The sequence below is a fragment of the Pseudomonas sp. LBUM920 genome (assembly GCF_003852315.1).
Lineage (GTDB): Bacteria > Pseudomonadota > Gammaproteobacteria > Pseudomonadales > Pseudomonadaceae > Aquipseudomonas.
In genome coordinates this window covers 5,696,448-5,722,991 of the sequence record NZ_CP027762.1, presented here as the reverse complement: position 1 = coordinate 5,722,991, position 26,544 = coordinate 5,696,448, and the positions used below count along the sequence as shown (strand labels likewise).

Here is a 26,544-nt window from a genome sequence, read left to right as displayed (position 1 = left end):
TATGACTACTGATGCAGTGCAAACCATGATCCCGACGCTGGACATCACCGAGCGTCCGGCCCCGCGTGCCAAGGTGGAAGCCGGCGTCAAGCTGCGCGGCGCCGAGAAGGTTGCACGCATCCCGGTCAAGATCATCCCGACCACCGAACTGCCGAAAAAACCTGACTGGATCCGCGTGCGCATCCCGGTTTCGCCGGAAGTCGACCGTATCAAGGCCCTGCTGCGCAAACACAAGCTGCACAGCGTGTGCGAAGAGGCGTCCTGCCCGAACCTGGGCGAATGCTTCTCCGGCGGCACCGCCACCTTCATGATCATGGGTGACATCTGCACCCGTCGTTGCCCGTTCTGCGACGTTGGCCACGGCCGGCCGAAGCCTCTGGACGTCAACGAGCCGGAAAGCCTGGCCATCGCCATCGCCGACCTCAAACTCAAATACGTGGTCATCACCTCGGTAGACCGCGATGACCTGCGTGACGGCGGTGCCCAGCACTTTGCCGACTGCATTCGCGAGATCCGCAAGTTGTCGCCGAACGTGATGCTCGAAACCCTGGTGCCGGACTACCGTGGCCGTATGGACGTCGCGCTGGAAATCACCGCGGCCGAGCCACCGGATGTGTTCAACCACAACCTGGAAACCGTGCCACGCCTGTACAAGGCTGCGCGTCCAGGCTCGGACTACCAGTGGTCGCTGACCCTGCTGCAGAAGTTCAAGCAGATGATGCCGCACATCCCGACCAAATCCGGCCTGATGCTGGGCTTGGGCGAGACCGACGAAGAAGTGATCGAAGTCATGAAGCGCATGCGCGAACACGACATCGACATGTTGACCCTCGGCCAGTACCTGCAGCCGTCGCGCAGCCACTTGCCGGTGCAGCGTTTTGTGCACCCGGACACCTTCGCCTGGTTCGCCGAGGAAGGTTACAAAATGGGCTTCAAGAACGTGGCGTCCGGCCCGTTGGTGCGTTCCTCGTACCACGCTGACGAGCAGGCCAAGCTGGTCAAGGCTAGCCTGGTTTCCTGAGCCTAACCTGGAGTAATTTGGGCGTGGCTTGTGTGGGAGCGGGCTTGCTCGCGAAGGCGGTGTTTCAGTCACCTGATGTGTTGACTGACACCCCACCTTCGCGAGCAAGCCCGCTCCCACATTTCGTTCTGCGTCATAGATGGGAGACTTATGGATGAGCACTGAACTGGCAGCCGCCGTACCTGCCCTTCGAGCCGAAGGCATCATTGGCCTGATCGCCCCCGCCGGCCCTGCTGCCCTCGACGTTGAAAAAGCCGGGCAATGGATGCGGGCCCGTGGCCATGAGCTGCGGATTTTCCCTGGTGTATACGAACGCGACGGTTACCTCGCAGGCAGCGATGACGTGCGCCTGCGTGACCTTCACGCTGCCTTCGCCGACCCCGAAATCGATGCCATCTTCTGCCTGCGCGGCGGCTACGGTACGCCACGCTTGCTGGATCGCCTGGATTACGACCTGCTGCGCGCCAACCCCAAGCCGTTCGTGGGTTACAGCGACATCACCGCGTTGCACCTGGCGATCAGCCGCTACGCCGGCTTCGTGACTTTCCACGGGCCAATGCTCAATGCCGATTTGCTGGGCGACAAACAACAGCCCACGGAGTCATCGCTGTTCAGCATGCTGCGCGGGCAGCTTGGCGCCGGCAGTGTCGTGGCGCACCCGGTGGCCTACCCATTGACCACCCTTGAGCCGGGTATTGCCTGTGGACGCTTGCTGGGCGGCAACCTGTCGATGATCGCCGCAGTCATGGGCACGGCCTATGAGATTGATGCCGAGGGCATCATTTTGCTGATCGAAGACGTCAACGAGCCGATCTACCGTATCGACCGCCTGCTGACTCACCTGCGCCTGGCCGGCAAGCTGGAACAAATTGCCGGTGTGCTGGTGGGCGACGTGGCGGGTGTGGATAAAGCAGCGCTGGAGCGACTGCTGAAGCAGACCTTCGCACCGTTGTGCATTCCGGTGTTGTCCGGCTGGCGCAGTGGGCACTGCGATCCGAATCTGACGCTGCCGATGGGCGCGTTGGTGCGGCTGGATGCGGGGGGGCAGCGGCTGGTGTTGGAGCAGGATGTAGTTTTGAAATAATTGTCGCCTGTGATGCCGTCTTCGCAAGCAAGCCCGCTCCCACATTCAACGACATTCCAAGCTTGGAACTCGGTCAAATGTGGGAGCGGGCTTGCTCGCGAAGGCAATAGTCGCCATACGCCGACCTACTGGCCCTGCAACGACTCCAGCAGTTTCACCGTCGGATACCCGTCCGCCGGCCAACCCAGCGACTGCTGCGCCGCGCGGATCGCCTTGCGCGTGTTGGCGCCGATGATGCCGTCTGCATTGCCCGCGTCATACCCTTTGGCGCTCAGCACTGTCTGCAAATCGATGCGCTGGGAGCGGCTCAGTGGCAGCTCATCTTTGGGCCAATCGCCACGAATCACCCCACCGCCACCAAACCGTTCCGACAGCAGGCCAACCGCCAGCGCGTAGGACGACGAGTTGTTGTACTTGAGGATCGCGCGGAAGTTGTCCAGCACCAGGAAAGCGGGGCCACGGTAGCCTGCCGGCAGCAACAAAGCGGCGGACAGTTGGTCGACGTTGGGCGGCATGCTCGCGCCAGGTGGCAGCTGGATACCGAGTTTCAGCCACTCGGCGACGGTCTTGCGCACGCCGCCGTCTGCCAGGGCGTAATCAAAGTTGGCCGGCAGCTGTTGCACCTCAAAGCCCCACGGCTGGCCTTTTTGCCAGCCAGAGCTTTGCAGGTAGTGCGCCGTGGAGGCGAGGGCGTCGGCCGGGCTGTTCCAGATGTCACGGCGACCGTCACCGTCGAAGTCGACGGCGTGGGTGTTATAGGTAGTCGGGATAAATTGCGTCTGGCCCATCGCGCCGGCCCAGGAGCCTTTCATCTGGTCGGCCTGGATGTCGCCATGCTGGATGATCTGCAGCGCCGCCAGCAGTTGCGCCTGGGCGAACGCCGGGCGACGGCCTTCGTAGGCCAGGGTTGCCAGGGAACGGATCACCGAATTATTGCCCTGGAACTGGCCAAAATTGCTTTCCATGCCCCACACCGAAACCAGCGCCTGGCGGTCGACGCCATAGCGTTGTTCGATGCTTTGCAGGATGTCGGCGTACTTGATCAGCAAGGCTTGGCCATTGCGTACGCGCACCGGCGAGAGGGCGCCGTCGAGGTATTCCCAAACCGGGCGGGAAAATTCCGGTTGGCTGCGGTCAGCGCGAATCACCGCCATGTCGGGGGTGACGCCGGCAAAGGCGTTGTCGAACACCGCGGGCGTGATCCCGGCTTTCAGGGCGTCCACGCGAAAGGCCGCTTGCCATTCGGAGAAGGTCTGGGTCGGTTGGATATCGAGGTTGTCCACGGCCAACGGCGCAACGACGGCGGGCGCGACGGCCGGCACAGTCTGCAGTTTTGGCAGGGGTTGCGCGTCTGCGGCGGTGGGTTTTTCCGCGCAGGCGACAAGCAGAATGAGGCTGGAGGCAGCGATCAATTGGCGAAGGTGCCAACGACGGGAAAGACTAGAGGGCATGCACAGGTCCAGGGATTACAAATCAGGTACAGACCTTATCATGCCGGAGGGGCGCTTGCCTTCAGGCAGCCAGAAAGTAAGAAGCCTCCCAGCTATTAGACTGGAAGGCTTCGCGGCGGTAGCTGCCTTTGCCCTTGCCGGCGCGTTCCTGACGGCTGCGGAACAGTGGCTGGGCGATGATGGATTTGGCCTTGTTGGGGCCATGCTTGGATGGCTTTTTGCTCATGTCGATACTCTCTGTCGGTGGGATGAAGCGGTGCAAATCATCTGCCGAAGTGACGCCGCTGTAAAGCCCGGCGCGGTGTAGGAAAGGTGCACGATCAAAATGGCGGAGCGGGCTTGCTCGCGAAGGCGGTGGGCCAGTCGCCTGATCTATAAACTGATACACCGTCTTCGCGAGCTAGCCCGCTCCCACATTCGGATTATGGAGTTTTGGGCGGGGCGTTATTCAGCCGGTAACGACAGGCGCTGACCAGACATCAAAAGTGACAAACGGCTCAGGCTCATCCACGGCGAACCCGCCGCCTGACCCTTGATTTGCGCATCGATGCGCTGCGCTTCAAGTAGCAGCTGTGCCCAGCGTTGCGCCGAGTGCCGTTGCAGGGCTTTGCTCATCAGGGGTTTGCGTTTGTCCCAGACCGGTGGCCGCGCCTGGCTGAAGCATTTGTCCAGCGGAGTGCCCTGGCTGTATTGCAGCGAAATATTGGCCAGCACCCGCAACTCACGGGCCAGGGCCCATAGAATCACCGGGGGTTCCACGCCTTCGCCGCGCAGCCCTTCGAGCATGCGCAGGGCGTGGGCAGGTTCACCATTAAGAATCGCGTCCACCAGCCCGAACACGTCAAAGCGAGCACTGTCGGCCACTGCGCCTTGCACGGTTTCGACGGTGATCTGCCCGTCTTCGGCCATCAACTTGAGCTTTTCGATCTCCTGGGCGGCGGCAAGCAAGTTGCCTTCGACCCGGGCGGCGATCAGTTCAACAGCGTCTTGCGTCGCTGACAGCCCCGACTGGGACAGGCGCTGACGAATCCACTGCGGCAACTGGTTGCTGTCCACTGGCCAGATCTGGATGAACTGGGTCTGTGGTCCCTCTACCAGCGCCTTGCCCCATTTGGTTTTCTGCGCACTGCCGTCGAGCTTGGGCAAGCTGATCAGCAGCACTGTGTCTTCAGCGGGACGCGAGCAGTATTCCATCAAGGCCGCCGCGCCCTTGTCGCCGGGTTTGCCCGAGGGCAAACGCAATTCCAACAGGCGTTTTTCGGCGAACAGCGACATGCTCGCACCGGCTTGCAGCAGCGTGCCCCAGTCGAAACTGGCGTCGGCGCTGAAAACCTGGCGTTCGTCGAAACCCTGCTGCCGCGCGGCGCTGCGAATAGCGTCTGCCGCTTCCTGGCACAACAGCGGGTCATCACCGCTGACGATGTAGACAGGTGCGAGGCCACCTTGCAGGTGTTTGGCGAGTTGGGCGGGGGCGAGCTTCATAGGCGGGGCAAACGGGGCGCCAGGGGCGCCCCGTCTGGCTTACTCGACAGGGACTTCAACAGGCGATTGTTTCGGCGTGTTGTCTTCGTATTCTTTTGCGGCTTTCAGGGCGTCGGCGTCAGCCTTGGCCTTGTTGTCGGCGGTTTGCTGCAGAGCGGCCAGTTTTTCCGGCGTCAGCTGTTGCAGGCGTACCATCAGGCGCTGGATCAGCTCACGACGCATTTCCTTGCGAACCTGAATGATCTCCGAGTCCGAACCCACCAGGTTGTTGCCGTCGTGGCTCACCACTTTCTGGACTTCGAGCTTGTCAGCCATCAATGGCAGGTGGTCACGGCCTTGTACTTCATAGTTGACGGCCGTATTGAGCTCAACGTCCGACGCGCGGCCGGCGCTGGCGTAGCTCAGGCTACGCTGGGATTCCTGCTCGTCCACCAGGACCAGTTTGTAGGTTGCACCGGTGTAGACGCGCACACCGCTGTTTTCCAGGGTCTGGCGCAGCTGAACCACGGTGTCGCCATAGGCGTTGCGGGCGCTGACGTCCAGTTCCTTGATGCTCAGTTCATTGGTGCCGGTACCGCGCAGCTGGAAGCCGCAAGCGCTCAGCAGCACAGCGAGGCCCATCACCAGCAAATTGCGTTTGATCATTTTGTTGCTCCCCTTGAAACCATGTGGGCCTTATCGAGGCCTTAAAGGTTTGGTTCGGCGCAGGGCCCAAGCCCTGCGCCCGATCCGATTAGCTGGCGACGATGTTGACCAGTTTGCCAGGCACTACGATCACTTTGCGGATCGTCAGGCCTTCGGTGAAGCGCAGCACGTTTTCGTTGACCCGTGCAGCCGCCTCGACATCTTCACGGCTGGCGCTGGCTGGCATATCAATCTGGCCGCGCAGTTTGCCGTTGACCTGGATTACCAGCTGCAGCGTGTCCTGTACCAGTGCGCTGTCATCCTGTACCGGCCAACCGGCGTCGATCACCGCGCCACTGTGGCCCAAGCGGCTCCACAGATCATGGCTGATGTGCGGCGTGATCGGAGCCAGCAACAGGACGACCGTTTCCAGGCCTTCCTGTACCAGCGCGCGGTCCTGTTCGGTCGCCTGCGGTGCTTTTTCCAGCACGTTCATCAGCGTCATCACCTGAGCGATGGCGGTGTTGAATTTGTGGTTCTGGCCCACGTCCTGGCTGGCCTGGCGGATGGCCAGGTGAGTGCTGCGGCGAATGGCTTTCTGTTCATCGCTCAAGGACGCCACGTCCAGCTTGCCCGGCAGGCCCTGGCTGACATGGGCGTGCGCCAGGCGCCAGACGCGCTTGAGGAAACGGTGCGAGCCTTCGACGCCGGAGTCGGACCATTCGGCGCTCATGTCGGGCGGCGAGGCGAACATCATGAACAGGCGGCAGGTGTCGGCGCCGAACTGATCGATCATCGACTGTGGGTCGACGCCGTTGTTCTTGGACTTGGCCATCTTCTCGGTGCCGCCGATTTCCACCGGCAGGCCGTCGGACTTCAGCTTGGCGCTGATCACCTTGGCCTTGCTGTCACGCTCAAGCTCTACGTCCGCCGGATTGAACCAGGTGTAGGCGCCATTGGCTTCGCGGCGATAGTAAGTGTCGGCGATCACCATGCCTTGGGTCAGCAGGTTCTTGAACGGCTCGTCGGAGCTGACCAGGCCTTCGTCGCGCATCAGCTTGTGGAAGAAACGCGCGTACAGCAGGTGAAGAATTGCGTGTTCGATGCCGCCGATGTACTGATCCACCGGCAACCAGTGGTCGGCCGCGGATTTTTCCACCAGACCGCCTTCATAGTGCGGCGAGGCGTAACGAGCGTAGTACCACGAGGACTCTACGAAGGTGTCCATGGTGTCGGTTTCACGCTTGGCCGGTGCACCGCATTTCGGGCAGGCGCACTCGTAGAATTCGGGCATGCGCGCCAATGGCGAACCGGCGCCATCGGGCACCACGTCTTCGGGCAGTACCACCGGCAACTGGTCTTCCGGCACCGGCACGTCACCGCAGGTTTGGCAGTGGATGATCGGAATCGGGCAGCCCCAGTAGCGCTGGCGGCTGATGCCCCAGTCGCGCAGGCGGAACTGGGTGCGCGAGGCACCGAGGTTTTTCTTGATCAGTGCCACTTCAATGGCGTCGAAGGCACCCTGGAAATCCAGGCCGTCGAACTCGCCGGAGTTGATCAGTTCGCCGTGCTCACCGTAAGCGTCTTGCCACGGGGCCGGGTTGGTATCGCCCGAGCTGGTACGCACGACCGATTTGATCGGCAGGCCGTACTTGGTGGCAAATTCGAAATCGCGCTCGTCGTGAGCCGGCACGGCCATTACTGCGCCATCGCCGTAGTGCATCAGCACGTAGTTGGCGACCCACACCGGCAGTTTTTCACCGGTCAGCGGGTGCTCGACGAACAGGCCGGTTGGCAGGCCTTTTTTCTCTTGGGTGGCGACGTCGGCTTCGGCCACGCTGCCGCCTTTGCATTCGGTGATGAAGGCCGAAAGCTCTGGATTGTTCTGCGCGGCCTGGGTGGCCAGCGGGTGTTCAGCGGCCACGGCGACGTAGGTCGCGCCCATCAGGGTGTCTGGGCGGGTGGTGAAGACTTTCAGTGCGCCGTCAACGCCAATGGAATCGACGTTGTACGGGAACTGCACTTCCATGCCCTTGGATTTGCCGATCCAGTTGCGCTGCATGGTCTTGACCTGCTCAGGCCAGCCCGGCAGGTCGTCGAGGCTCGACAAGAGTTCATCCGCGTAGGCGGTGATCTTGAAGTAGTACATCGGGATTTCGCGCTTTTCGATCAGCGCGCCGGAGCGCCAGCCGCGACCGTCGATGACCTGTTCGTTGGCCAGTACGGTCTGGTCGATCGGGTCCCAGTTCACGGTGCCGCTTTTCTTGTAGATCACACCTTTTTCGAACAGGCGGGTGAACAGCCATTGTTCCCAGCGGTAGTAATCGGGCTTGCAGGTGGTGACCTCGCGCGACCAGTCCACCGCCAGGCCCAGGCTGCGCAGCTGGGTCTTCATGTAGGCGATGTTTTCGTAGGTCCACTTGGCGGGCGCCACGTTGTTTTTCATCGCGGCGTTTTCCGCCGGCATGCCGAAGGCGTCCCAACCCATGGGTTGCAGGACGTTCTTGCCGAGCATGCGCTGGTAGCGCGAAATCACGTCGCCGATGGTGTAGTTACGCACGTGCCCCATGTGTAGCTTGCCGCTGGGGTAAGGGAACATCGATAGGCAGTAGTAAGTCTCCTTGCCTGGCTGTTCACTGACTTCAAAGGACTTTTGCTCGTCCCAGAAGGTTTGGGCGGCATTTTCTATTTCACGGGGCTGATATTGTTCGTGCATGGCTACTTTTGAACTGAATAGGGGTGGCCTAATCCTCTTCGGTGCAACGTTCAGGTTGATCGACACCAAAAAGCGGCGCGTCCGTGCCCAAACCCTGCGGGAAGTGGAGTTACAGGAAGCGCCGTAGCATACATGACCCCACTCTATCGAGGGAAACCCTGATTGCGCAGGCAGGGCCGTCTGTCGCGGCGCCGGGCAGGCGCAGCCACGGGGACTACGCTGTTTATTGGGGAGTGAGTCTTATCTTCAATGAGGTGAGGGGATGGTTGAATCGCAGCGAACTTTAACGAAACCGCAGTTGTACCAAGGACTGATCGACCGTTTGGGTCGGGCATTGGATGCCGCCAGAACCGCAGGCCGATTGCGTGATGAACGGCCTCTGGAATTGGAGTTGCGAGGCTTGAGCCAGGCTGAGCTTGAATTGATCAAGGTTTACCTGGAATTGAATCACCACCGTGCCTCTCAAGGGCAGGCTTCCCCGCCAGCCCAGGCGCCATCACGTTCGGCCAAGGTGGTCTGGCTGAAGGATGTGGCGGCCGGTCGCGGTCCCGAAAAGCTTCGGGCCGTTCGGTGAAACATCGCGTTATCCAGTGACCTTCTCGAAATGTGTTGGTAAAGATTGTCGCTAAATCCCGTTGCATCTAGGCTTCGGGCATCTTTGGAGATGCCCGATGCCTTTTCGTTATTTCATTAAACAATTGCTCTTGCCGCCCGGCATTTTTTTGCTGTTGCTGGTGTTTGCCTGGTGGTTTCGTAAAAGCCGCCCGCGCCTGGCCGGGTTTTGCTTTGTAGTGGGGTTGGGCGGGATGTGGCTGATCAGCCTGCCGGTGATGGTGCAATGGGGCGCGCATGCGCTGGAAACCGAGCCACCATTGGCGCGTGACGCGTGGGCAACATTGGCGCAGCGCGCCGATGCCATTGTGGTGCTGGGCTCTGGGCGCGAACGCGGTGATCCGGCCTGGGGCAGTGATCAGCCCACCGGCATCGGTCTTGAGCGCCAGCGGTATGCCGCGCGACTGGCCAAGGCCTCCGGGTTGCCGGTATTGACCAGCGGCGGCTTGCACTACGGCACGCCGCCCAGTGAGGCGCAGTTGATGGCCGTGTCGATGCAGGATGACTTCGGCGTGACGGTGCGCTGGAAGGAAGAACGCAGCCGCACCACCTGGGAAAACGCGCAGATGAGCGCCGAGATACTGCTGCCCCAAGGCATCAAGCGCGTGGTGGTGGTGACCCAGGCCTGGCACATGCCGCGCGCGGTGTGGAGTTTTGAGAAGGCCGGCTTCACCGTGGTGCCGGGGCCGGTGGGTTTCTTGGGCGTGGACAATGCCCGGCCACTCGGCGGCTGGATGCCCGAGTTTGTATCGGTGTGGCGCAGCGGGCAGTTGATCAATGAGGCGGTGGGGCAGGTGGGGTATCGGGTGTTTTATCGATAACACCGAGAATCAACGGTGCGGTGGGCTTATGTGGGAGCGGGCTTGCTCGCGAAGCGGTGCGTCAGTCAGCCTGTTCGTTAGCTGATGCACCCTGTTCGCGAGCAAGCCCGCTCCCGCACAAGCCCGCTCCCACATTGATTTTGGGTTTGTCTGTCAGACCGTCTTGGACATCCGGCCCGCCAGCAACGCCCAGCCAAACAGCCCCAGGCAGACGATGATCAACGGCCATGAGCGCCATTGCAGGTACGGCGTGAGGTTATGCATCGGCACCACTTCGCCGTACAGGATCCCGCGCTCGAACTGCGGGATCTGCGCGGTGATCTGCCCGAACGGGTTGATCAGGCCGGTGACGCCGTTGTTGGTCGCCCGAATCATCCAGCGGCCAGCCTCCAATGCGCGCATCTGCGCCATTTGCAGGTGTTGCAGCGGGCCGATGGAGCGGCCAAACCAGGTGTCATTACTGATGGTCAGCAACAAGTCGCTCTGGGCCGACAGGCCGGCGGCAAATTCCGGGTACACCACTTCATAGCAAATGAAGGGCGCAATCTGATAGCCCTTGGCCTGCAGCATCGCCTGGTCAGCCGGGCCGCGCGCAAAGTCCGACATCGGCAGGTCGAAGAACGCAATCAGCCCGCGCAGCATGTCTTGCAGCGGCACGTATTCACCAAACGGCACCAGCTTCTGCTTAAGGTAGGTGCCTTCGCCTTCACCGACCACGGTGATGCCATTGAAGAAACGCTTCTGGTGGTGCACTTCCTGGCGGATCGGCACGCCGGTGATCAGCGCCGTGTGCCGGTCTGCAGCAAACTTGCCCATCATGCCCAGATAGCCTTCGACGGAATCCTTGAGCACCGGCACGGCGGTTTCCGGCCACACCAACAGGTCGACGCGCTTGGAGCTGAAGCTCATGTCGCGGTACAGCGCCAACTGTGCATTGAGCTGCTCCGGGTCCCACTTCATGCTTTGTTCGACGTTGCCCTGGATCGCTGCCACCGTCAGGGGCGCGCCCGAGGGCGCGGTCCAGGCGTGGTGCTTGAGCGCCAGGCCGATGGCCCAGGGAGCAACCAGCAGAACCAGGCCTGCGCCGATGAACCCGTTGCGCTTGCTCGCCAGCAGGCGTGGCAGGTTGCACAGCACCGCAGCGGTCAGTGCCAGCGCGAAGGAAATCAGCCACATCCCGCCCAGCGGCGCGAGGCCGGTAAGTGGGCCGTCGAGTTGACTGTAGCCAGAGTAGAGCCAGGGGAAACCGGTGAGGAACCAGCCGCGAAACGCCTCCTGGCCGACCCACAACGCAGCAAACGTCAGCGCGTCGGCCAACGGCGCTTCATTACGGCGCAGCCAGCGCGCCCATAGCCAGGCGGGCAGGGCGAAAAACCAGGCGATGGCGGCGGTAAACAGCAGCATCAAAAAGCCAGCCAGCAGCACCGAAGCGCCGCCGAAATGGTGAATGCTGTAGTAGATCCAGCTGGTGCCGGCGCCAAACAGGCCGAAGCCGAAGCACCAGCCACGGCCCAAGGCCTGACGTGGCGTCAGCTCGCGCAGGCCGATATAGAACAACCCGATCGCCACCAGTGCAAATGGCCACAGATCGAACGGCGCCAGCGCCAGGGTGGTGATGGCGCCGGCCACCACGGCCAGCAAGTTACCGGGCCAGCCGGGGCGGGTCAGACGGCGCATATCAATCCTTAGCGGGCAATAGGTGTCAGGCGAATCAGATGGATGCGGCGGCTGTCGGCATTCAGGATGCGGAAGCGATAGGCGCCGATCTCGGTGGTCTCGTTACGTTTGGGCAGATGCCCGAACGCGCTCATTACCAGGCCGCCGACGGTGTCGAACTCGTCGTCGGAGAATTCGCTGTCGAAGAACTCGTTGAAGTTCTCGATCGGCGTGAGCGCCTTGACCAGGAAATCACCGCTGGGCAGCGGCTTGATGTAGCTGTCTTCTTCGACGTCGTGCTCGTCTTCGATGTCGCCGACGATCTGTTCCAGCACGTCTTCGATGGTCACCAGACCGGCCACGCCACCGTATTCGTCGATCACGATGGCCATGTGATTGTGGTTGGCGCGAAATTCACGCAACAGCACATTCAGGCGCTTGGATTCAGGCACGAAGGTGGCCGGACGCAGCAGGTCCTTGATGTTGAAGTTGTCGCCGTTCTCCTTGAGGATCAACGGCAGCAGGTCCTTGGCCAGCAGGACACCCATGACGTCGTCATGGCTTTCACCGATCACCGGGTAGCGCGAGTGCGCCGAGTCGATCACGGCCGGGAGGAATTCCCGAGGGGTCTGGGTCGCCTTGATGCTGATCATCTGCGAACGCGGGACCATGATGTCCCGGACTTGCAGGTCAGCCACCTGGATGGCGCCTTCGACGATGGCCAGCGCTTCGCTGTCCAGCAACTTGTTCTGATGGGCCTCGCGCAGCAGCTCAAGCAGCTCCTGGCGGTTTTTCGGCTCGTGGGCAAAAGCCTGGGTCAATTTACCCAGCCATGACTTCTGCCCGTTGCTCGATCGGTCTTCGCTCATAGCGATTACTCTAAATCCTTTGTTGTTTCAGTGAGGTGTAGTTTCGATTTCGTCGTCTGCATAAGGGTCGCGGTGACCCAATTCAGCAAGCAACGTTTGTTCCAGTGTTTCCATCTCTAGCGCTTCGTCATCGTCTATATGGTCGTAACCCAAGAGATGCAAGCAGCCGTGGATCACTAGATGGGCCCAATGGGCCTCAAGTTCCTTGCCTTGCTCCTTGGCTTCGCGTTCCACCACCTCGACACAGATCACCAGGTCGCCCAGCAGCGGGATGTCCAGTAACTCATCCGGCACGTCGGCTGGGAAGGACAGCACGTTCGTCGCGTAATCCTTTTGACGCCAAGTGTGATTCAGTTCGCGGCCTTCGGGCTCGTCCACCAGGCGGATGGTCAGCTCCGAGTCGGCGGTGCGCTGGCGCAGGGCCAGCGTGCACCATTGGCGGAACTGTTCTTCGCTGGGGGCGGGCGCTTCGGTGGCCAGCTGCAGGTCAAGCTCAAGCATCGCGGCGAACGTCCTTGGCGGGTGCGTCGTCCTTGTGGTCGAAGCGCTCGTAGGCTTCGACGATGCGCTGCACCAGCGGGTGACGCACTACGTCTTTGGGCATGAAATGCGTAAAGCTGATGCCCGGCACGTCCTTGAGCACTTCGATGACTTGGGCCAGGCCCGACTTGGTGCCCTTGGGCAGGTCGACCTGGGTCACGTCACCGGTGATCACAGCGGTTGAGCCGAAACCGATACGGGTCAGGAACATCTTCATCTGTTCGACGGTGGTGTTCTGGCTTTCGTCGAGGATGATGAAGCTGTTGTTCAGCGTACGCCCACGCATGTAGGCCAGTGGGGCGATCTCGATCACCTGGCGCTCGATCAGTTTGGCCACGTATTCAAAGCCGAGCATCTCGTACAGCGCGTCATAGAGCGGGCGCAGGTACGGGTCAATCTTCTGGGCCAGGTCGCCGGGCAGGAAGCCAAGCTTTTCGCCGGCCTCGACCGCCGGGCGCACGAGCAGGATGCGGCGTACTTGCTCGCGCTCCAGGGCGTCCACCGCACAGGCCACGGCCAGATAGGTCTTGCCGGTACCGGCGGGGCCGATGCCGAAATTGATGTCGTTACCGAGGATTTCTTTGACGTAGCGCTGCTGATTCAAGCCGCGTGGGCGAATCATGCCTTTTTTGGTGCGCAAGGCCACGCTGGCTTCGGCAACCGGGTTGTTCGCCAGGTCTTGCACGGCAGATTCCTGCAGGTACAGGTGCACGGTCTCCGGCGACAGCTCGCTACCCTTGGTTTCGCGGTAGAGGCGGCGGAGCAGGTTTTCTGCAGACGTGGTGTGCTGGGGTTCACCAATAAGCTCGAACTGATTGCCGCGGTTGCGGATCTCGATGCTCAGGCGTTGTTCGATCAGGCGCAGGTGCTCGTCGAACTGTCCGCACAGGTTGGCGAAACGGCGAGCCTCAAAAGGCTCGAGGAGAAAACGATGAGGTTCTATGGGTGCGTTCAAGGTCGCTTTTAGCCGCCCTTTGGCTGTTGAGGTGAAAGAGAGGATAACGCCAGCAGTCGACGTGCGAAAGCACTTATCTAGCCCAAGTGCAGCACGGTTCCCATGTGGGAGCGGGCTTGCTCGCGAATGCGGTGGGTCAGCTAATCCATGTATCAACTGATCTACCGCATTCGCGAGCAAGCCCGCTCCCACATTTTGATCTCTACCACTCAGCAATATGGGGGAGTTACTGAACCAACGACCCGCGCAACGAGTGCGGTTGCGCCGCGTCAATGTGCACATCGGCAAACTGGCCGATCAGGGTCGGGTTGTCGCAGCGGAAGTTGACGATGCGGTTGTTTTCGGTACGGCCTTGCAGCTCGCCCGGGTCTTTTTTCGAATAGTCGGTGACCAGGATGCGCTGGATCGAGCCGACCATTTGTCGGCTGATTTCGAAACCTTGCTGGTTCAGGCGATGTTGCAGAGCATTGAGGCGCTCTTTTTTCAGCGCTTCGGGGGTTTCATCCGCCAAGTCGGCAGCCGGGGTGCCCGGGCGCTGGCTGTAGACGAACGAGTAGGAGAAGTCGAAACCGACGTCTTCGATCAGCTTCATGGTCTGCTCGAAATCTTTCTCGGTCTCCCCAGGAAAGCCGACGATAAAGTCCGAGCTGATGCAGATACCCGGCACCGCCGCGCGCAGTTTGCGCAGTTTGGATTTGTATTCCAGGGCGGTGTGGTTGCGCTTCATCGCCGACAGAATGCGGTCCGAGCCCGATTGCACCGGCAAGTGCAGGTGTTTGACCAGCTCCGGCACTTCGGCGTGGGCCTGGATCAGACTGTCGGAGAACTCCAGCGGGTGCGAGGTGGTGTAGCGAATGCGCTCGATGCCATCGACGGCGGCCACCACGCGGATCAACTCTGCGAGGTCGGCCAGGCGACCATCGTGGGTCTGGCCGCGATAGCCGTTGACGTTTTGGCCCAGCAGGGTCACTTCGCGCACACCGTTTTCGGCCAGGTGGATAATTTCCGCCAGCACGTCATCAAACGGCCGGCTGACTTCTTCACCACGGGTGTAGGGCACCACGCAGAAGGTGCAGTACTTGCTGCAGCCTTCCATCACCGACACATAGGCGCTCGGGCCGTCGATGCGCGGCTCGGGCAAGTGGTCGAATTTTTCGATTTCCGGGAACGACACATCCACCTGCGGCAGCTTGGTGATACGTGCCGCGTCGATCATTTCCGGCAGGCGGTGCAAGGTTTGCGGGCCGAAAACCACGTCGACGTAGGGCGCGCGGTCGCGGATCGCGGCGCCTTCCTGGCTGGCCACGCAGCCGCCAACGGCAATCACCATGTCCGGGTTGGCCAGTTTCAACTCGCGCCAGCGGCCCAGTTGAGAGTACACACGGTCCTGGGCGCGCTCACGAATCGAGCAGGTATTGAGCAGGATAACGTCGGCATCTTCGGCGCGGGCGGTGACTTCCAGGGCCTGATGTTCGCCCAGCAGATCGACCATGCGCGAGCTGTCGTACTCGTTCATCTGGCAACCGTGGGTTTCGATGTAAAGCTTCTTGGCCATGGGAATCATCAACTGGTGGTAAAGAACCGCGCATTATAGGGGGCATGCCCATTGGTTCCTAGCGTTGTGCATCGGGTGCCATGCTATAGTTCGCGCCCTCTTTTATATCCCCGATGTGTTATTCGCCCACCATGACCAAACGTGAAGCTCCAATCTATAAGGTGATTTTCCTTAACCAGGGCCAGGTGTTCGAAATGTACGCCAAGCAGATCTATCAAAGTGATCTGTGGGGCTTCCTGGAAGTGGAAGAGTTCGTCTTTGGCGAGCGCACCCAGTTGGTCGTCGATCCGGGCGAGGAAAAACTGAAGGCGCAGTTTGAAGGCGTGGTGCGCAGCTTTGTGCCGATGCATTCGATTGTGCGCATCGACGAAGTCGAGCGCCTGGGCACGCCGAAGATCAGCGAGGCGCGGGGTACCAGCAATGTCATGCCGTTTCCGATGCCGATGCCTGAGAAGTAGGGCGTTAGACCGAGGTGTGCCCATCGCAGGCAAGCCCGCCCCCACATTCGACCGCGTTCCAACGCTGGAACTCGGTCAAGTGTGGGAGCGGGCTTGCTCGCGAATGGGCCTAAAAAGGCACTGAAAATTTAAGGCAATGGCGAGAACGGCGAACGCCCATCCGCACTCTGCAATTCCTGCAAGTAATTGCGGAAGATCTGGCCCAGCACCTGGGTTGCCACTTCCAACTCATCACGCTGCATGTGCTCGGCGACTTCGTCGGCGGTGTCCAGCGCGTCTTCAGCGCCGTTGACCGCGGCCATTTTCAGCACGATATACGCCTGGACGTTGTTGGCCGGCACGCCTTCGCCTTTGAAGAACATGTTGCCCAACTGAAATTGCGCCTGGGCGTGGCCCTGCAACGACGCTTTCTCGAAGTAGCTCAAGGCTTTGTTGAGGTCGCGCGCGGGGTTTTTGTCGTCGTGGTAGTACTCGCCCAACTCGTATTGCGCCTGCGCATCCCCGCCGTCGGCCTGTTTCTGGCACGCGCTCAGGGCTTCGGCCTGGCTGTCTGGCTGGGTATTGAGGGTGCAACGACCCATCGCTGGGATTAACAACGAGTTGCCGCCTGCTTGTGCTTGTGCATGTGCCAGCAGCGGCTGAAGGAGCAACAGGCAGCCCAGAACCAGGGTGCGGCCGGTGCGTTTCATGGGAATCGACTTACCTCTGACGGGGCGCGCGGACCCTCGGGGGTCCAATAAGCGCGCATTATGAAATAAGCAGGCCTCTGCTTACAAAGTCTTTACTCGTTTTTCTGCTGCGTGGGCAAGTTATCTGCCGGATTGCAGGTGATTTCTCGAAAAATGCAGGAAAGCGCTGTAAGCAAAGTAGCAAATTCTGTCGTCACCCAAGGCAACGTCAGCTTGATATGCCCCTTATTTCAGGGCCGCGAAGGCGCGCTCGGCAGCATCCAGGGTCAATTTCAACTCTGCATCGCCATGGGCGATCGAGGTGAAGCCCGCTTCAAAGGCGCTCGGTGCCAGGTAAACGCCGCCTTCCAGCATCAGGTGGAAGAAGCGCTTGAACAGGTCGGCATCGCTGCCCATCACGTCATCGAAGGTGACGATATCGTCGGCACCGCTGAAGTACAGGCCGAACATGCCGCCGGCTTGCGTGGTGACGAACGGGATGCCGGCAGCATCGGCGCGCTGTTGCAGGCCATCGAGCAGGCGCGTGGTGTAGTCGGTCAGCTCGGCGTGAAAACCCGGGCGGCTGATCAGGCGCAAGGTGGTCAGGCCGGCCGCCATCGCCAATGGGTTACCCGACAAGGTGCCCGCCTGGTACACCGGGCCCAGTGGCGCGATGTGCTGCATGATGTCGCGCTTGCCGCCGAAGCAACCCACCGGCATGCCGCCGCCAATGATCTTGCCGAAGGTGCTCAGGTCCGGCGTGACGCCGTAGTAAGCCTGGGCGCCACCGAGGGCGACACGGAACCCGGTCATGACTTCGTCGAAAATCAGCACTACGCCGTGCTTGTCGCACTGCTCGCGCAGGCCTTCAAGGAAACCAGGCGCCGGCGGTACGCAGTTCATGTTGCCGGCGACCGGCTCGACGATGATGCACGCCACCTCTTGGCCCACTTCACTGAGCATCTGCTCGACCGCGGCGATGTCGTTGAACGGCAGGGTCAGGGTGTGCTTGGCGAAGGCCGCCGGTACACCGGCCGAGCTTGGTACGCCCTGCGTCAGCGCGCCGGAACCGGCTTTCACCAGCAGGCTGTCGGAGTGGCCGTGGTAGCAGCCTTCGAACTTGATGATGCTGTCGCGGCCGGTAAAACCACGGGCCAGGCGAATCGCGCTCATGGTGGCCTCGGTGCCGGAGCTGACCATGCGCACCATTTCCATCGACGGCACGATCGAGCACACCAAGTCCGCCATTTCGGTTTCCATGGCGGTCGGGGCGCCGTAGGACAGGCCGTGTTGCAACTGCTGGCGCACCGCATCGAGCACGTCCGGGTGGCTGTGGCCGAGGATCATCGGGCCCCAGGAACCCACGTAGTCAACGTAGCGCTTGTCATCTTCGTCGGTGACGTAGGCGCCTTCGGCATGCTTGAAGAACAACGGCGTGCCGCCCACGCTCTTGAACGCACGCACGGGGGAGTTCACACCGCCGGGAATGTGTTTCTGGGCATTGGCAAACAGGGTTTCGGAACGGGACATGGTCGGGCTCTCTAAACTGAAATTTTAAGAAGATCGTTGAATGTGCGCGCGCGGCGCGTGACTTCCTGGGTGCTGTCGGCACCGAACAGGCCGTGCACCACGGCGAGCAGGTCGGCGCCGTGGGCCACCAGCGGTTCGGCGTTTTCCAGGGTGACGCCGCCGATCACGCAGATCGGCAGTTGCAGGCGCGCGCGGGCCTGGGCCAGCATTTCAACGGTGGCGGCGGGTGCGCCGGGTTTGGTGTTGGAATTGAAGAAGCGGCCGAAGGCGACGTAGCTGGCGCCTTCTTTGGCGGCCTGTTCGGCCAATTCGATCTGGCTGTGGCAGGTGGCGCCGATGATCGCTTTGGAACCGAGCAACGCTCGGGCCGGAGTCAGTGGGCCGTCGGTTTGGCCCAGGTGTACGCCCACGCCCAGGCGCGCGGCCAGTTCGGCGTCGTCATTGATAATAAGCTGGGTCTTGTAGCGCGAGCACAGCTCGCGCAGTTTCTCCGCTTCTCGCAGGCGGCGGGCTTCATCGCTGCTTTTGTCGCGGTACTGCAGCAGGGTTACACCGCCGTCCAATGCCGCTTCGACGTAGGCGAGAAATTTGCCGGCCAACAGTTGGCTGTCGGTAATGGCATACAGGCCACGTAGTTTCATCGGGCAGGCCTCTTGTGCTTTAAGAGCAGAAATCCAGCGGCAAACGGCGCGGCACGAACTGGCCCTGGCCGAGTTGTTCGGCGTCACGCAAGGTACGCCACGTGTAGTTGAGCGCTGACTGCACGGCGCTGACCAGGCCTTCGCCCTGGGCGATGCGACCAGCCAGTGCGCTGGCCAGCGTGCAGCCCGAACCATGATAGCTGCCGGGCAGGCGCTGGCAGGTAAAGGTCTGGCGCGTGCCGTCGCGGCTGTACAGGCGATTGTGCACTTCATGCTCGTCGCCGTGGCCGCCGGTGATCAGCAAGTGCTTGATAAACGGCAGCAGCTTCTCGGCGCATTCGTCCGCGGTGCCCTCAGGCAATTCGGCGAGGATGCGCGCTTCAGGCAAGTTGGGCGTGGCGATCAGCGACAACGGCAGCAGCCGCTCGCGCATGGCGTAGCCGACTTCGTCCTTGCCCAGGCTGCCACCGCCGCCGGCCCGCAGCACCGGGTCGCACACCACCGGCAGGTGCGGGTGCGCCTGCAGCAGTTCGACCACGGTGTCGACCATCGCGGTGGAGCCGAGCATGCCAAGCTTGACCGCCGCCACCTCGGAATCGCCGAGCACGGCATTCGCCTGGGCCAGGACCCACTCGCGGTCGAGCACGCGGAAATCGCTGACATTGACGGTGTTCTGCACGGTCAGGGCGGTGACGGCGGGAGCCGCATGACAGCCTTGAGCGAGCAGGGCTTCGATATCTGCCTGCAGGCCGGCGCCACCACTTGGGTCATGGCCGGAGAGACAGAGGACAACGGGGCGAGAGCTGTAGATATTCATGGTGCGCGAGCTTACCACCAAACGCTTTTTGCGTGGCTGTCTGGCGATGGTTGAATTTTGCCGCTGTCCAGGTGTAATTGTGGCTGATAGCCATTATCGAGCGTTGCGGCATAAATCCGTTGAAAGCCGCGTTCTAGAGCCTTTCAAAAAATTATTTCAATGGTGTCTAATGGCCTCCAGCGGCTATGCTAGAGTGGATCCAAACAACTTACTGTATCGCCGGTATACGTCTTCTCAAAAGGAATGGGGGCTTTTGACATAACCGGACAGGCCACGCTGGGGCTCTATGCGCTATTTGCTGATCTTATTATTGTGCGGGCTGCCAATGCTCGCCGGCGCCGTCGAGTTCAATCAGAGCACTCGAAGCCTGCCGCTGGGCCGGGTCATGCAAGTACTCGAAGACCCTACCGACGCCCTCACCATCGCCCAAGTCAGTTCCCCCGCCTACGCCGCCCAGTTCAAGACCCACGACCAAGCCACCCTCAATGCCGGCTATTCACGCTCGGTGTTCTGGCTCAAGGTCGACCTGCATTACACCGCCACTGACCCGCGCGCGCCGCGTACCTGGTTCCTGGAACTGGCGTACCCGCCGCTGAACCGCCTGGACCTGTACCAGAACGACGGCACCGGCGGCTACCGACTGACCACTCGCACCGGCAGTGCACTGCCCTTTTCCAGCCGTGAAGTGCGCCAGAGCAACTACCTGTTCAAGCTCAACTTTGTGCCCGACCAGCAGCAAACCGTGTACCTGCGCCTGCAAAGCGAAGGCTCGATCCAGGCGCCGTTGACGCTCTGGGCCGGCACCGCTTACCTGGAAGAACAGCCGCTGCGCCTGTATGTACTGGGCGCCATCTACGGCGTACTGCTGGGGATGCTGGTCTACAACCTGTTTATCTACCTCAGCGTGCGCGACACCAGCTACCTCTATTACATCCTTTATATCGCCTCGTTCGGCCTGTACCAGCTGTCGGTCAATGGCGTGGCCGTGGAGTACTTCTGGCCGAACAACCCGTGGTGGTCGAATGCGGCGGTGCCGTTCCTGATCGGGTCGGCGGCGCTGTTCGGCAGCCTGTTTGCGCGCAGCTTCCTGCACACCGCGCAGCACAGCCGCTGGCTCGACCGGATCTTGCTGGCGCTGGCGACCTGCGGCGCGGTGGTGCTGGTGCTGGCGCTGCTGACCAGCTATGCGGTGGCCCTGCGCCTGGCTACCGGTCTGGCGCTGGTGTTTACCGTGACCATCTTTGTTGCTGCGATCAAGGCGTGGTATTGCGGCCAGCGCATGGCGCGGTATTTCATCATCGCCTGGTCGGCATTCCTGCTCGGCGGGGTGGTCAACACCCTGATGGTGTTGGGCTACTTGCCCAACATGTTCCTCACCATGTACGCAAGCCAGCTCGGTTCTGCGATTGAGGTGGCGCTGCTCTCGTTGGCCCTGGCGGACCGCATCAATGGCATGCGTGAGCAGCAGGCGCAAATCCTGTTCGACGCCAGCCAGAAACTCGAAGTGCTCAACCAGCAGCTCGCGCGCAGCAATCGTCTGAAAGACGAATTCCTCGCCACCCTGACCCATGAGCTGCGCACCCCGATGAACGGCGTGATCGGCTCCCTTGAGCTGATGCAAACCGTGCCGCTGGACGATGACCTGGCGCAGTACCAGCAAACCGCCGCCGGCTCGGCGCGGGACATGATGCGCATGGTCAACGGCATTCTCACTCTGACCGAACTGCAGGCCGGGCGCCTGACCGCCCAACCCCAGGTGTTCAGCCTGCGCGGCGCGCTCGACACCTTGCGTCAACAGTTCAGTACCGGCGCCCAGAACAAGGGCCTGGCATTCTCCATCGACGTGGCGGACGAGTTGCCGGACCGCGTGATCGGCGATGCCGACAAACTGATCCAGTGCCTGGATTGCCTGCTCGACAACGCGTTCAAGTTCACCCACGAAGGCGCCGTGCGCGTGCGTGTGGTTGGGGTTCCACAGAGCGATGGCAGCTTGCGCCTGAGCTTTATCGTCACCGACAGTGGTATTGGCTTCGCTTTCCTCGACGAGGCCACGCTGTATCAGCGCTTCTTCCAGCTCGACGGCTCGACCACCCGCGAATACGGCGGCCTGGGCATCGGCCTGGCGATCTGCCGACAGCTGATCGAGCTGCTCGGTGGGCGCCTGACCCATCATTCGGAGCCGCGCAAGGGCAGCCGTTTCCAACTCGAGGTGACCGTAACCCCGGTGCCTCCCGAACCCAAAGCGACGGCCCAGGAAACCTTGACGCAGCGCGCGCCCCACGAGTGCGCGGTGCTGCTGGTGGACGACAACAGCGTCGGCCAGTTGGCGGTGCGTGGCATGCTGCTCAAGCTGGGCTATCGGGTGAAAACCGTGGACAACGGTTCGTCTGCGCTGGCGACGTTGCAGAGTGAAACGTTTGATGCGGTGCTGCTGGATGTGCCTGAAGGCGGGTTCTCATTGTGCTGTCAGATCCGTGCACTGCCTGGGTGTGGCGAACTGCCGGTGATCGCCCTGACGACGTCCCTCAATGGCACGGACCGCGAGCGCTGCCATGGCATTGGCATCACGGACCGGCTGGCCAAGCCTGTGCGTTTTGAAGCGCTGCAGGCGGTGCTGGAGCGTCGGCTGCTGTGCCCGTTAGAGGGCGAAAGCGCCGGACATTAGGCGGGTATGCCACTTTTTTAAGCCCCGTGACGGTGCTTAACTGAAATTCAGGCCTCAACTGCACGTGGCCTTTTTCCAGGAGGCCCGTCATGAACCTGCATCAGTTCGCCGAAACCCACGACGTCACCAATCAGCCACCGTCCCTGGACGGCACCAACCTGTACCGCATTGACGTGCCCCTGCAAGACTGGTCGCGCCGCTTTGGCGCCGGCTGGGCCCATGCGCGTATCGATGCGTATGGCGCACTGGCGGGCGGGCCGTTGATGGCAGCCGGGTTCCTGGCAAACGAGAACAAGCCGGTGTTCAACAGCCATGACCGTTATGGCCATCGCATCGACTGGGTGGCGTTTCATCCGGCGTACCACGAGCTGATGCGCACCGCCGTCGAACATGGCCTGCCGTCGCTGCCGTGGGCGCACCCGCAACCCGGCGCCCACGTGGCGCGCGCCGCCATGACCTACCTGCACAGCCAGGCCGAAGCGGGCACCGGTTGCCCGCTGACCATGACCTTCGCCTGCGTGCCGGCCCTGCGCCTGCAACCGGATCTGGCGCAGACCTGGCTGCCGAAAATCCTCAGCACCGAATACGACCCGCGCAATGTCGGCATCGCCCACAAGGCCGGGGCCACCATCGGCATGGCCATGACCGAGAAGCAGGGTGGCACCGACGTGCGCGCCAACACCACCCGCGCGTATCCGGTGGGCGCGGGCGGCCCAGGGCAAGCCTACGAGCTGGTGGGGCACAAGTGGTTCTGCTCGGCGCCGATGTGTGACGCGTTCCTCACGCTGGCGCAGACCGACAAAGGCTTGACCTGTTTCCTGCTGCCCCGGCACCGCCCGGATGACACCCGCAACGAGTTCTACATCCAGCGCCTGAAAAACAAACTCGGCAACTGCTCCAACGCCTCCAGCGAAGTGGAGTTTCGTGGCGCGCTGGCCTGGATGATCGGCGAAGAGGGCCGTGGCGTGCCGACCATTATCGAAATGGTCGCCATGACCCGCTTCGACTGCATGGTTGGCTCCAGCGCCCTGATGCGTCAGGCGTTGACCCAGGCCAGTCATCATTGTGCGCACCGCTTGGTAGGTGGCCGTGTGTTGAGTGAGCAGCCGCTGATGCAAAACGTATTGGCTGACCTGGCCCTGGAAAGCGAGGCGTCGCTGGCATTGAGCATGCGCATGGGCCGGGCGCTGGACCATCTGGATAACGAGCAGGAAGCCAAATTCGCCCGGCTGGTGACGGCAGTGGGCAAGTATTGGATCTGCAAGCGCGCGCCAGCAATGATCAACGAGGCGGCCGAGTGCATGGGCGGTGCCGGGTATGTCGAGGACAGCATCCTGCCGCGCTTGTACCGTGAGGCGCCGGTGAATTCAACGTGGGAAGGTTCCGGCAATGTGCAGTGCCTGGACGTGTTGCGGGCACTGTCGAAAGAACCGGGCGTGCTCGAGGCGCTGTTTGTCGAACTCGGGGACGGGCATGGCCACACGCAACTGGCGCGGCATATCGAGCAGCTTAAGTCGGCGTTTATGGACACCCAGGACATCCAGTACCGCGCGCGCCAATTGACCGAGGACATTGCCGTGGCGTTGCAGGCCAAACTGTTGCTGGAGGCCGGGAACGCGGCGGTCAGTGATGGCTTTATTGCCAGCCGCTTGGGGGAGTCGTCCGGTCGGGTGTATGGCACCTTGCCGCGTGGGGTGGATGTGGGAGCTATCGTCACCCGCTCAACCCCAACCCTCTGACTACACGCGGTCAAAATGTGGGAGCGCGAATACGGTCTGTCAGTGACTGATTAGGTGACTGATACACCGCATTCGCGAGCAAGCCCGCTCCCACATTATTAACCGCATTCCAATCCCACTGTTTCAGTGAGGCTGGGATACAGGCAAGATAAAGGCCTGCAAGTCAGAACACAGGATGCTTACCGTGACCGAAGCTTTTGTTGTCGTTCAAACCGCCGAAGAAGCCGTGGATCGGCTGGCGGCTCTTCACGAGCGTGCTACCGGTGCGCTCAATCAAGCCCTCAAGCAATACCTCAAGGACCGCGTCGAGCCCGACGCCGCGCAACGCGCGTTGTTTCGCTATCCAGAACTGCGCCTGACCTACCACTGCCACGGCGAAGTCCCACAGACTACTCGGGCGTACGCCAAGGTTCAGCTGCCGGGAACCTACAGCGTCACCGTCACCCATCCGGCCGCGTTCCGTAAGTACCTGCTGGAGCAACTGGTGCCGCTGATGCACGACTTCACCGTGACGGTAGAAGTCGGCGTGAGCCAACAGAATATTCCTTACCCGTATGTGGTGGAGCAGGGCGACGAACTGGCCGGCTCCGGCGTGACTGCCGCAACCCTGGCGCGGGTGTTCCCCAGCACCGACCTGTCCGCGGCCACCGACGGTATCGCCGATGGCCTATACGACTGGGAAAACACCGACCCGCTGCCGCTGGCGCTGTTCGATGCCGCCCGCGTGGACTTTTCCCTGCGCCGCCTGGTGCACTACACCGGCAGCGACTGGCGCCATGTGCAGCCATGGATCCTGCTGACCAACTACCATCGCTATGTTGACCAGTTCATCCTGCATGGCCTGGAGCAATTGCGCAGTGACCCGCGGTTTATCCGCATGGTGCTGCCGGGCAACGTGATCATCGACAAGAGCATGGACCACGGCGAAGCCTCGGCCATTGCGGCGGGCGTGGTCTGGCACCGTTATCAGATGCCGGCCTATCACCTGCAGGCCACTGATGGCCACGGCGTGACCCTGGTGAACATCGGCGTTGGCCCATCGAATGCGAAGAACATCACCGATCATTTGGCCGTGCTGCGCCCGCATTGCTGGCTGATGATCGGCCACTGCGGCGGTCTGCGCCAATCCCAGACCATTGGCGATTACGTACTGGCCCACGCCTACATGCGCCGCGACGGGATTCTGGACCGCGTGGTGCCGCCGAATATTCCGATCCCGGCCCTGGCCGAAGTGCAGATGGCCCTGCAGCAAGCGGCGGCCAACGTCACTGGCGAGAAAGGCGAAGAGCTGAAAAAGCGCCTGCGCACCGGCACCGTGTTGACCTATGACGACCGCAACTGGGAGCTGCGTTGGGCCCAGGAACGGCCGCTGATCAACCTGTCCCGCGCCGTGGCCGTGGACATGGAAAGCGGCACCATCGCCGCCCAGGGCTATCGTCTGCGGGTGCCGTATGGCACGTTGCTGTGCGTCTCGGACAAGCCGCTGCACAGCGAGATCAAGCTGCCGGGTTCGGCCAACGCGTTCTATGAGCGTGCGGTCAGCCAGCACTTGAAGATCGGCATCGAGGCGGTGGACCTGTTGCGCACCGAACTCAACTCGCTGCACTCGCGCAAACTGCGCAGCTTCGACGAGCCGCCGTTCCGCTAAGCGGTTGGGATGGTCATTTAGCGGTCAGGCCACTAGCATTGTCGGTCCTGACCGTTAGATGTTCCTTTGCCATGTCCCGTCCCACCCGTCCCGATTCGCGCCGCCCTGGCGTGAAACCTGCGTATTGCGCTCCCCGTCGTGTCGCCAAGGCACCACCGGCCGAGCCGAAGTTGATCCTGTTCAATAAACCCTTCGACGTGCTGACCCAGTTCAGCGACGAAGGCGGGCGCGCGACCCTCAAGGATTTTATCGACATCCCCGGTATCTACCCGGCTGGCCGCCTGGACCGTGACAGCGAGGGCCTGCTGCTGCTGACCAACGATGGTCAACTGCAGGCCCGGATTGCCGACCCCAAGCACAAGCTGGCGAAAACCTACTGGGTGCAAGTCGAGGGCGAACCGACCGAAGAGCAATTGCAGCGCCTGCGTGACGGCGTGGAGCTTAACGACGGCATGACCTTGCCCGCCGAGGCGCGCCAGCTGGATGAGCCTGAGTTGTGGCCGCGCAATCCGCCGGTGCGTTTTCGCAAGAGCGTGCCCACGCACTGGTTGGAGTTGGTGATTCGTGAAGGGCGTAACCGCCAGGTGCGGCGCATGACCGCAGCGGTGGGCCTGCCGACTTTGCGCTTGGTGCGCGTACGTATCGGGGATTGGTCGATTGACGGCCTGGATCAGGGCCAATGGAAGGAAGTGCCGGCGCGTTTATAAGGCGCCGGATTCGATCAGGCCGATCACCACGCTCTTGATGATGAACGCGGCCACGCCCAGGCCCAGTACGAAGAACAGAATGAACGAGCCAAAGCGCCCGGCTTTGGATTTCTTCGCCAGGTCCCAAACGATAAAGCCCATGAAAATGATCAGAATGGTGACCAGGCCGGTCATCATCCATTCTTCAAACACGGCGGGGTCGATGTTGTTCATGTGAGCATTTTCCGGCAGGGCAGGCGGGAAGTATAAAGCAGGGCTTCAGGCGCAACATTGACCTGAGTCGAA

At 61.7% G+C, this 26,544-nt stretch carries 24 protein-coding genes; 9 read left to right on the top strand and 15 right to left on the bottom strand.

Annotation, left to right across the window (positions count from 1 at the left end):
* The first annotated feature begins 1 nt into the window (after nucleotide 1).
* Together lipA and C4J83_RS26515 are read left to right on the top strand one after the other, a co-directional pair.
* A complete protein-coding gene (lipA, locus tag C4J83_RS26520; protein ID WP_090401916.1) occupies nucleotides 2-1,021 on the top strand; it encodes a lipoyl synthase in 1,020 nt (339 codons plus the stop codon).
* 166 nt (nucleotides 1,022-1,187) lie between these two features.
* Entirely contained in the window at nucleotides 1,188-2,105 is a 918-nt protein-coding gene (locus C4J83_RS26515; protein ID WP_124418918.1) for a S66 peptidase family protein, read from the top strand.
* A 125-nt stretch (nucleotides 2,106-2,230) separates the two neighbouring features.
* Here the strand turns inward: C4J83_RS26515 and C4J83_RS26510 are convergent, their stop codons facing one another.
* The 5 genes from C4J83_RS26510 to leuS all read right to left on the bottom strand — a co-directional run bounded on the left by C4J83_RS26510 (nucleotide 2,231) and on the right by leuS (nucleotide 8,378).
* Nucleotides 2,231-3,556, bottom strand: a complete 1,326-nt coding sequence (locus C4J83_RS26510) for a lytic murein transglycosylase (RefSeq protein WP_119740895.1) — start codon at nucleotides 3,554-3,556, stop codon at nucleotides 2,231-2,233.
* A 61-nt stretch (nucleotides 3,557-3,617) separates the two neighbouring features.
* A complete protein-coding gene (gene arfA, locus C4J83_RS26505; RefSeq protein ID WP_003176285.1) occupies nucleotides 3,618-3,782 on the bottom strand; it encodes an alternative ribosome rescue factor ArfA in 165 nt (54 codons plus the stop codon).
* A 218-nt stretch (nucleotides 3,783-4,000) separates the two neighbouring features.
* Entirely contained in the window at nucleotides 4,001-5,038 is a 1,038-nt protein-coding gene (holA, locus tag C4J83_RS26500) for a DNA polymerase III subunit delta (RefSeq protein ID WP_106579369.1), read from the bottom strand.
* Nucleotides 5,039-5,077: 39 nt separating this feature from the next.
* Entirely contained in the window at nucleotides 5,078-5,683 is a 606-nt protein-coding gene (locus C4J83_RS26495; RefSeq protein ID WP_106579368.1) for an LPS-assembly lipoprotein LptE, read from the bottom strand.
* Between the two features lie 88 nt (nucleotides 5,684-5,771).
* On the bottom strand, nucleotides 5,772-8,378 hold the full coding sequence (gene leuS, locus C4J83_RS26490) for a leucine--tRNA ligase (protein ID WP_124418529.1): 2,607 nt from the start codon (nucleotides 8,376-8,378) through the stop codon (nucleotides 5,772-5,774).
* 262 nt (nucleotides 8,379-8,640) lie between these two features.
* Between leuS and C4J83_RS26485 the strand changes: the two genes are divergently transcribed.
* Together C4J83_RS26485 and C4J83_RS26480 are read left to right on the top strand one after the other, a co-directional pair.
* Nucleotides 8,641-8,952, top strand: a complete 312-nt coding sequence (locus tag C4J83_RS26485; protein WP_119740902.1) for a hypothetical protein — start codon at nucleotides 8,641-8,643, stop codon at nucleotides 8,950-8,952.
* 97 nt (nucleotides 8,953-9,049) lie between these two features.
* The gene (locus tag C4J83_RS26480; protein ID WP_106579365.1) at nucleotides 9,050-9,811 is read left to right on the top strand and encodes a YdcF family protein; all 762 of its coding nucleotides are present in this window, start codon (nucleotides 9,050-9,052) and stop codon (nucleotides 9,809-9,811) included.
* 153 nt (nucleotides 9,812-9,964) lie between these two features.
* On the opposite strand, the gene lnt is transcribed toward C4J83_RS26480, so the two are convergent.
* The 5 genes from lnt to miaB form a co-directional block, all read right to left on the bottom strand.
* The gene (gene lnt / locus C4J83_RS26475; protein WP_124418528.1) at nucleotides 9,965-11,488 is read right to left on the bottom strand and encodes an apolipoprotein N-acyltransferase; all 1,524 of its coding nucleotides are present in this window, start codon (nucleotides 11,486-11,488) and stop codon (nucleotides 9,965-9,967) included.
* A gap of 8 nt (nucleotides 11,489-11,496) precedes the next feature.
* Nucleotides 11,497-12,336: a CorC family transporter gene (locus C4J83_RS26470; protein WP_015373027.1), complete on the bottom strand. Its 840-nt coding sequence runs from the start codon at nucleotides 12,334-12,336 to the stop codon at nucleotides 11,497-11,499.
* A 27-nt stretch (nucleotides 12,337-12,363) separates the two neighbouring features.
* On the bottom strand, nucleotides 12,364-12,837 hold the full coding sequence (gene ybeY, locus C4J83_RS26465) for an rRNA maturation RNase YbeY (protein ID WP_124418527.1): 474 nt from the start codon (nucleotides 12,835-12,837) through the stop codon (nucleotides 12,364-12,366).
* Nucleotides 12,830-13,831, bottom strand: coding sequence for a PhoH family protein (locus C4J83_RS26460; RefSeq protein WP_106579362.1), 1,002 nt, complete (start codon nucleotides 13,829-13,831; stop codon nucleotides 12,830-12,832). The genes ybeY and C4J83_RS26460 overlap by 8 nt, the downstream gene beginning before the upstream one ends.
* Before the next feature lie 226 nt (nucleotides 13,832-14,057).
* Entirely contained in the window at nucleotides 14,058-15,386 is a 1,329-nt protein-coding gene (gene miaB, locus C4J83_RS26455; protein WP_106579361.1) for a tRNA (N6-isopentenyl adenosine(37)-C2)-methylthiotransferase MiaB, read from the bottom strand.
* 131 nt (nucleotides 15,387-15,517) lie between these two features.
* Here miaB and C4J83_RS26450 point away from each other — a divergent pair, with 131 nt between their 5' ends.
* On the top strand, nucleotides 15,518-15,844 hold the full coding sequence (locus C4J83_RS26450) for a DUF1820 family protein (RefSeq protein ID WP_003194436.1): 327 nt from the start codon (nucleotides 15,518-15,520) through the stop codon (nucleotides 15,842-15,844).
* Nucleotides 15,845-15,972: 128 nt separating this feature from the next.
* Here the strand turns inward: C4J83_RS26450 and C4J83_RS26445 are convergent, their stop codons facing one another.
* From C4J83_RS26445 to C4J83_RS26430, 4 genes are all read right to left on the bottom strand, one after another.
* Nucleotides 15,973-16,533: a tetratricopeptide repeat protein gene (locus C4J83_RS26445; RefSeq protein ID WP_119740906.1), complete on the bottom strand. Its 561-nt coding sequence runs from the start codon at nucleotides 16,531-16,533 to the stop codon at nucleotides 15,973-15,975.
* Nucleotides 16,534-16,758: 225 nt separating this feature from the next.
* Complete coding sequence (hemL, locus tag C4J83_RS26440) at nucleotides 16,759-18,042, bottom strand: glutamate-1-semialdehyde 2,1-aminomutase (protein WP_106579359.1); 1,284 nt, start codon at nucleotides 18,040-18,042, stop codon at nucleotides 16,759-16,761.
* A gap of 11 nt (nucleotides 18,043-18,053) precedes the next feature.
* Nucleotides 18,054-18,683 carry a thiamine phosphate synthase gene (gene thiE, locus C4J83_RS26435; RefSeq protein ID WP_124418526.1) on the bottom strand — a complete coding sequence of 210 codons (630 nt, stop codon included), beginning with the start codon at nucleotides 18,681-18,683 and terminating at the stop codon, nucleotides 18,054-18,056.
* A 19-nt stretch (nucleotides 18,684-18,702) separates the two neighbouring features.
* Complete coding sequence (locus C4J83_RS26430) at nucleotides 18,703-19,500, bottom strand: hydroxymethylpyrimidine/phosphomethylpyrimidine kinase (RefSeq protein WP_124418525.1); 798 nt, start codon at nucleotides 19,498-19,500, stop codon at nucleotides 18,703-18,705.
* A 286-nt stretch (nucleotides 19,501-19,786) separates the two neighbouring features.
* Between C4J83_RS26430 and C4J83_RS26425 the strand changes: the two genes are divergently transcribed.
* The 4 genes from C4J83_RS26425 to C4J83_RS26410 all read left to right on the top strand — a co-directional run bounded on the left by C4J83_RS26425 (nucleotide 19,787) and on the right by C4J83_RS26410 (nucleotide 26,259).
* Nucleotides 19,787-22,165: a hybrid sensor histidine kinase/response regulator gene (locus tag C4J83_RS26425; protein WP_124418524.1), complete on the top strand. Its 2,379-nt coding sequence runs from the start codon at nucleotides 19,787-19,789 to the stop codon at nucleotides 22,163-22,165.
* 89 nt (nucleotides 22,166-22,254) lie between these two features.
* Nucleotides 22,255-23,904 (top strand): acyl-CoA dehydrogenase family protein, encoded by a 1,650-nt coding sequence (locus C4J83_RS26420; RefSeq protein ID WP_119740916.1) that lies wholly within the window; start codon nucleotides 22,255-22,257, stop codon nucleotides 23,902-23,904.
* A gap of 175 nt (nucleotides 23,905-24,079) precedes the next feature.
* The gene (amn, locus tag C4J83_RS26415; protein WP_164487962.1) at nucleotides 24,080-25,552 is read left to right on the top strand and encodes an AMP nucleosidase; all 1,473 of its coding nucleotides are present in this window, start codon (nucleotides 24,080-24,082) and stop codon (nucleotides 25,550-25,552) included.
* A 71-nt stretch (nucleotides 25,553-25,623) separates the two neighbouring features.
* The gene (locus C4J83_RS26410; protein WP_124418523.1) at nucleotides 25,624-26,259 is read left to right on the top strand and encodes a pseudouridine synthase; all 636 of its coding nucleotides are present in this window, start codon (nucleotides 25,624-25,626) and stop codon (nucleotides 26,257-26,259) included.
* Here C4J83_RS26410 and C4J83_RS26405 read toward each other — a convergent pair.
* Nucleotides 26,254-26,463, bottom strand: coding sequence for a DUF2788 domain-containing protein (locus C4J83_RS26405; protein WP_007975837.1), 210 nt, complete (start codon nucleotides 26,461-26,463; stop codon nucleotides 26,254-26,256). The genes C4J83_RS26410 and C4J83_RS26405 overlap by 6 nt on opposite strands.
* Nucleotides 26,464-26,544 lie beyond the last annotated feature (81 nt).

Bases quoted from the DNA above. Each gene is read 5' to 3' on its own strand.
- C4J83_RS26445 (WP_119740906.1), bottom strand. From the start codon at position 16,533: ATGAAACGCACCGGCCGCACCCTGGTTCTGGGCTGCCTGTTGCTCCTT.
- C4J83_RS26470 (WP_015373027.1), bottom strand. From the start codon at position 12,336: ATGAGCGAAGACCGATCGAGCAACGGGCAGAAGTCATGGCTGGGTAAA.
- arfA (WP_003176285.1), bottom strand. From the start codon at position 3,782: ATGAGCAAAAAGCCATCCAAGCATGGCCCCAACAAGGCCAAATCCATC.
- C4J83_RS26450 (WP_003194436.1), top strand. From the start codon at position 15,518: ATGACCAAACGTGAAGCTCCAATCTATAAGGTGATTTTCCTTAACCAG.
- C4J83_RS26495 (WP_106579368.1), bottom strand. From the start codon at position 5,683: ATGATCAAACGCAATTTGCTGGTGATGGGCCTCGCTGTGCTGCTGAGC.
- holA (WP_106579369.1), bottom strand. From the start codon at position 5,038: ATGAAGCTCGCCCCCGCCCAACTCGCCAAACACCTGCAAGGTGGCCTC.
- miaB (WP_106579361.1), bottom strand. From the start codon at position 15,386: ATGGCCAAGAAGCTTTACATCGAAACCCACGGTTGCCAGATGAACGAG.
- C4J83_RS26420 (WP_119740916.1), top strand. From the start codon at position 22,255: ATGAACCTGCATCAGTTCGCCGAAACCCACGACGTCACCAATCAGCCA.
- leuS (WP_124418529.1), bottom strand. From the start codon at position 8,378: ATGCACGAACAATATCAGCCCCGTGAAATAGAAAATGCCGCCCAAACC.
- C4J83_RS26430 (WP_124418525.1), bottom strand. From the start codon at position 19,500: ATGAATATCTACAGCTCTCGCCCCGTTGTCCTCTGTCTCTCCGGCCAT.
- C4J83_RS26485 (WP_119740902.1), top strand. From the start codon at position 8,641: ATGGTTGAATCGCAGCGAACTTTAACGAAACCGCAGTTGTACCAAGGA.
- thiE (WP_124418526.1), bottom strand. From the start codon at position 18,683: ATGAAACTACGTGGCCTGTATGCCATTACCGACAGCCAACTGTTGGCC.
- amn (WP_164487962.1), top strand. From the start codon at position 24,080: ATGCTTACCGTGACCGAAGCTTTTGTTGTCGTTCAAACCGCCGAAGAA.
- hemL (WP_106579359.1), bottom strand. From the start codon at position 18,042: ATGTCCCGTTCCGAAACCCTGTTTGCCAATGCCCAGAAACACATTCCC.
- C4J83_RS26480 (WP_106579365.1), top strand. From the start codon at position 9,050: ATGCCTTTTCGTTATTTCATTAAACAATTGCTCTTGCCGCCCGGCATT.
- C4J83_RS26425 (WP_124418524.1), top strand. From the start codon at position 19,787: ATGCGCTATTTGCTGATCTTATTATTGTGCGGGCTGCCAATGCTCGCC.
- ybeY (WP_124418527.1), bottom strand. From the start codon at position 12,837: ATGCTTGAGCTTGACCTGCAGCTGGCCACCGAAGCGCCCGCCCCCAGC.
- lipA (WP_090401916.1), top strand. From the start codon at position 2: ATGACTACTGATGCAGTGCAAACCATGATCCCGACGCTGGACATCACC.
- C4J83_RS26410 (WP_124418523.1), top strand. From the start codon at position 25,624: ATGTCCCGTCCCACCCGTCCCGATTCGCGCCGCCCTGGCGTGAAACCT.
- lnt (WP_124418528.1), bottom strand. From the start codon at position 11,488: ATGCGCCGTCTGACCCGCCCCGGCTGGCCCGGTAACTTGCTGGCCGTG.
- C4J83_RS26510 (WP_119740895.1), bottom strand. From the start codon at position 3,556: ATGCCCTCTAGTCTTTCCCGTCGTTGGCACCTTCGCCAATTGATCGCT.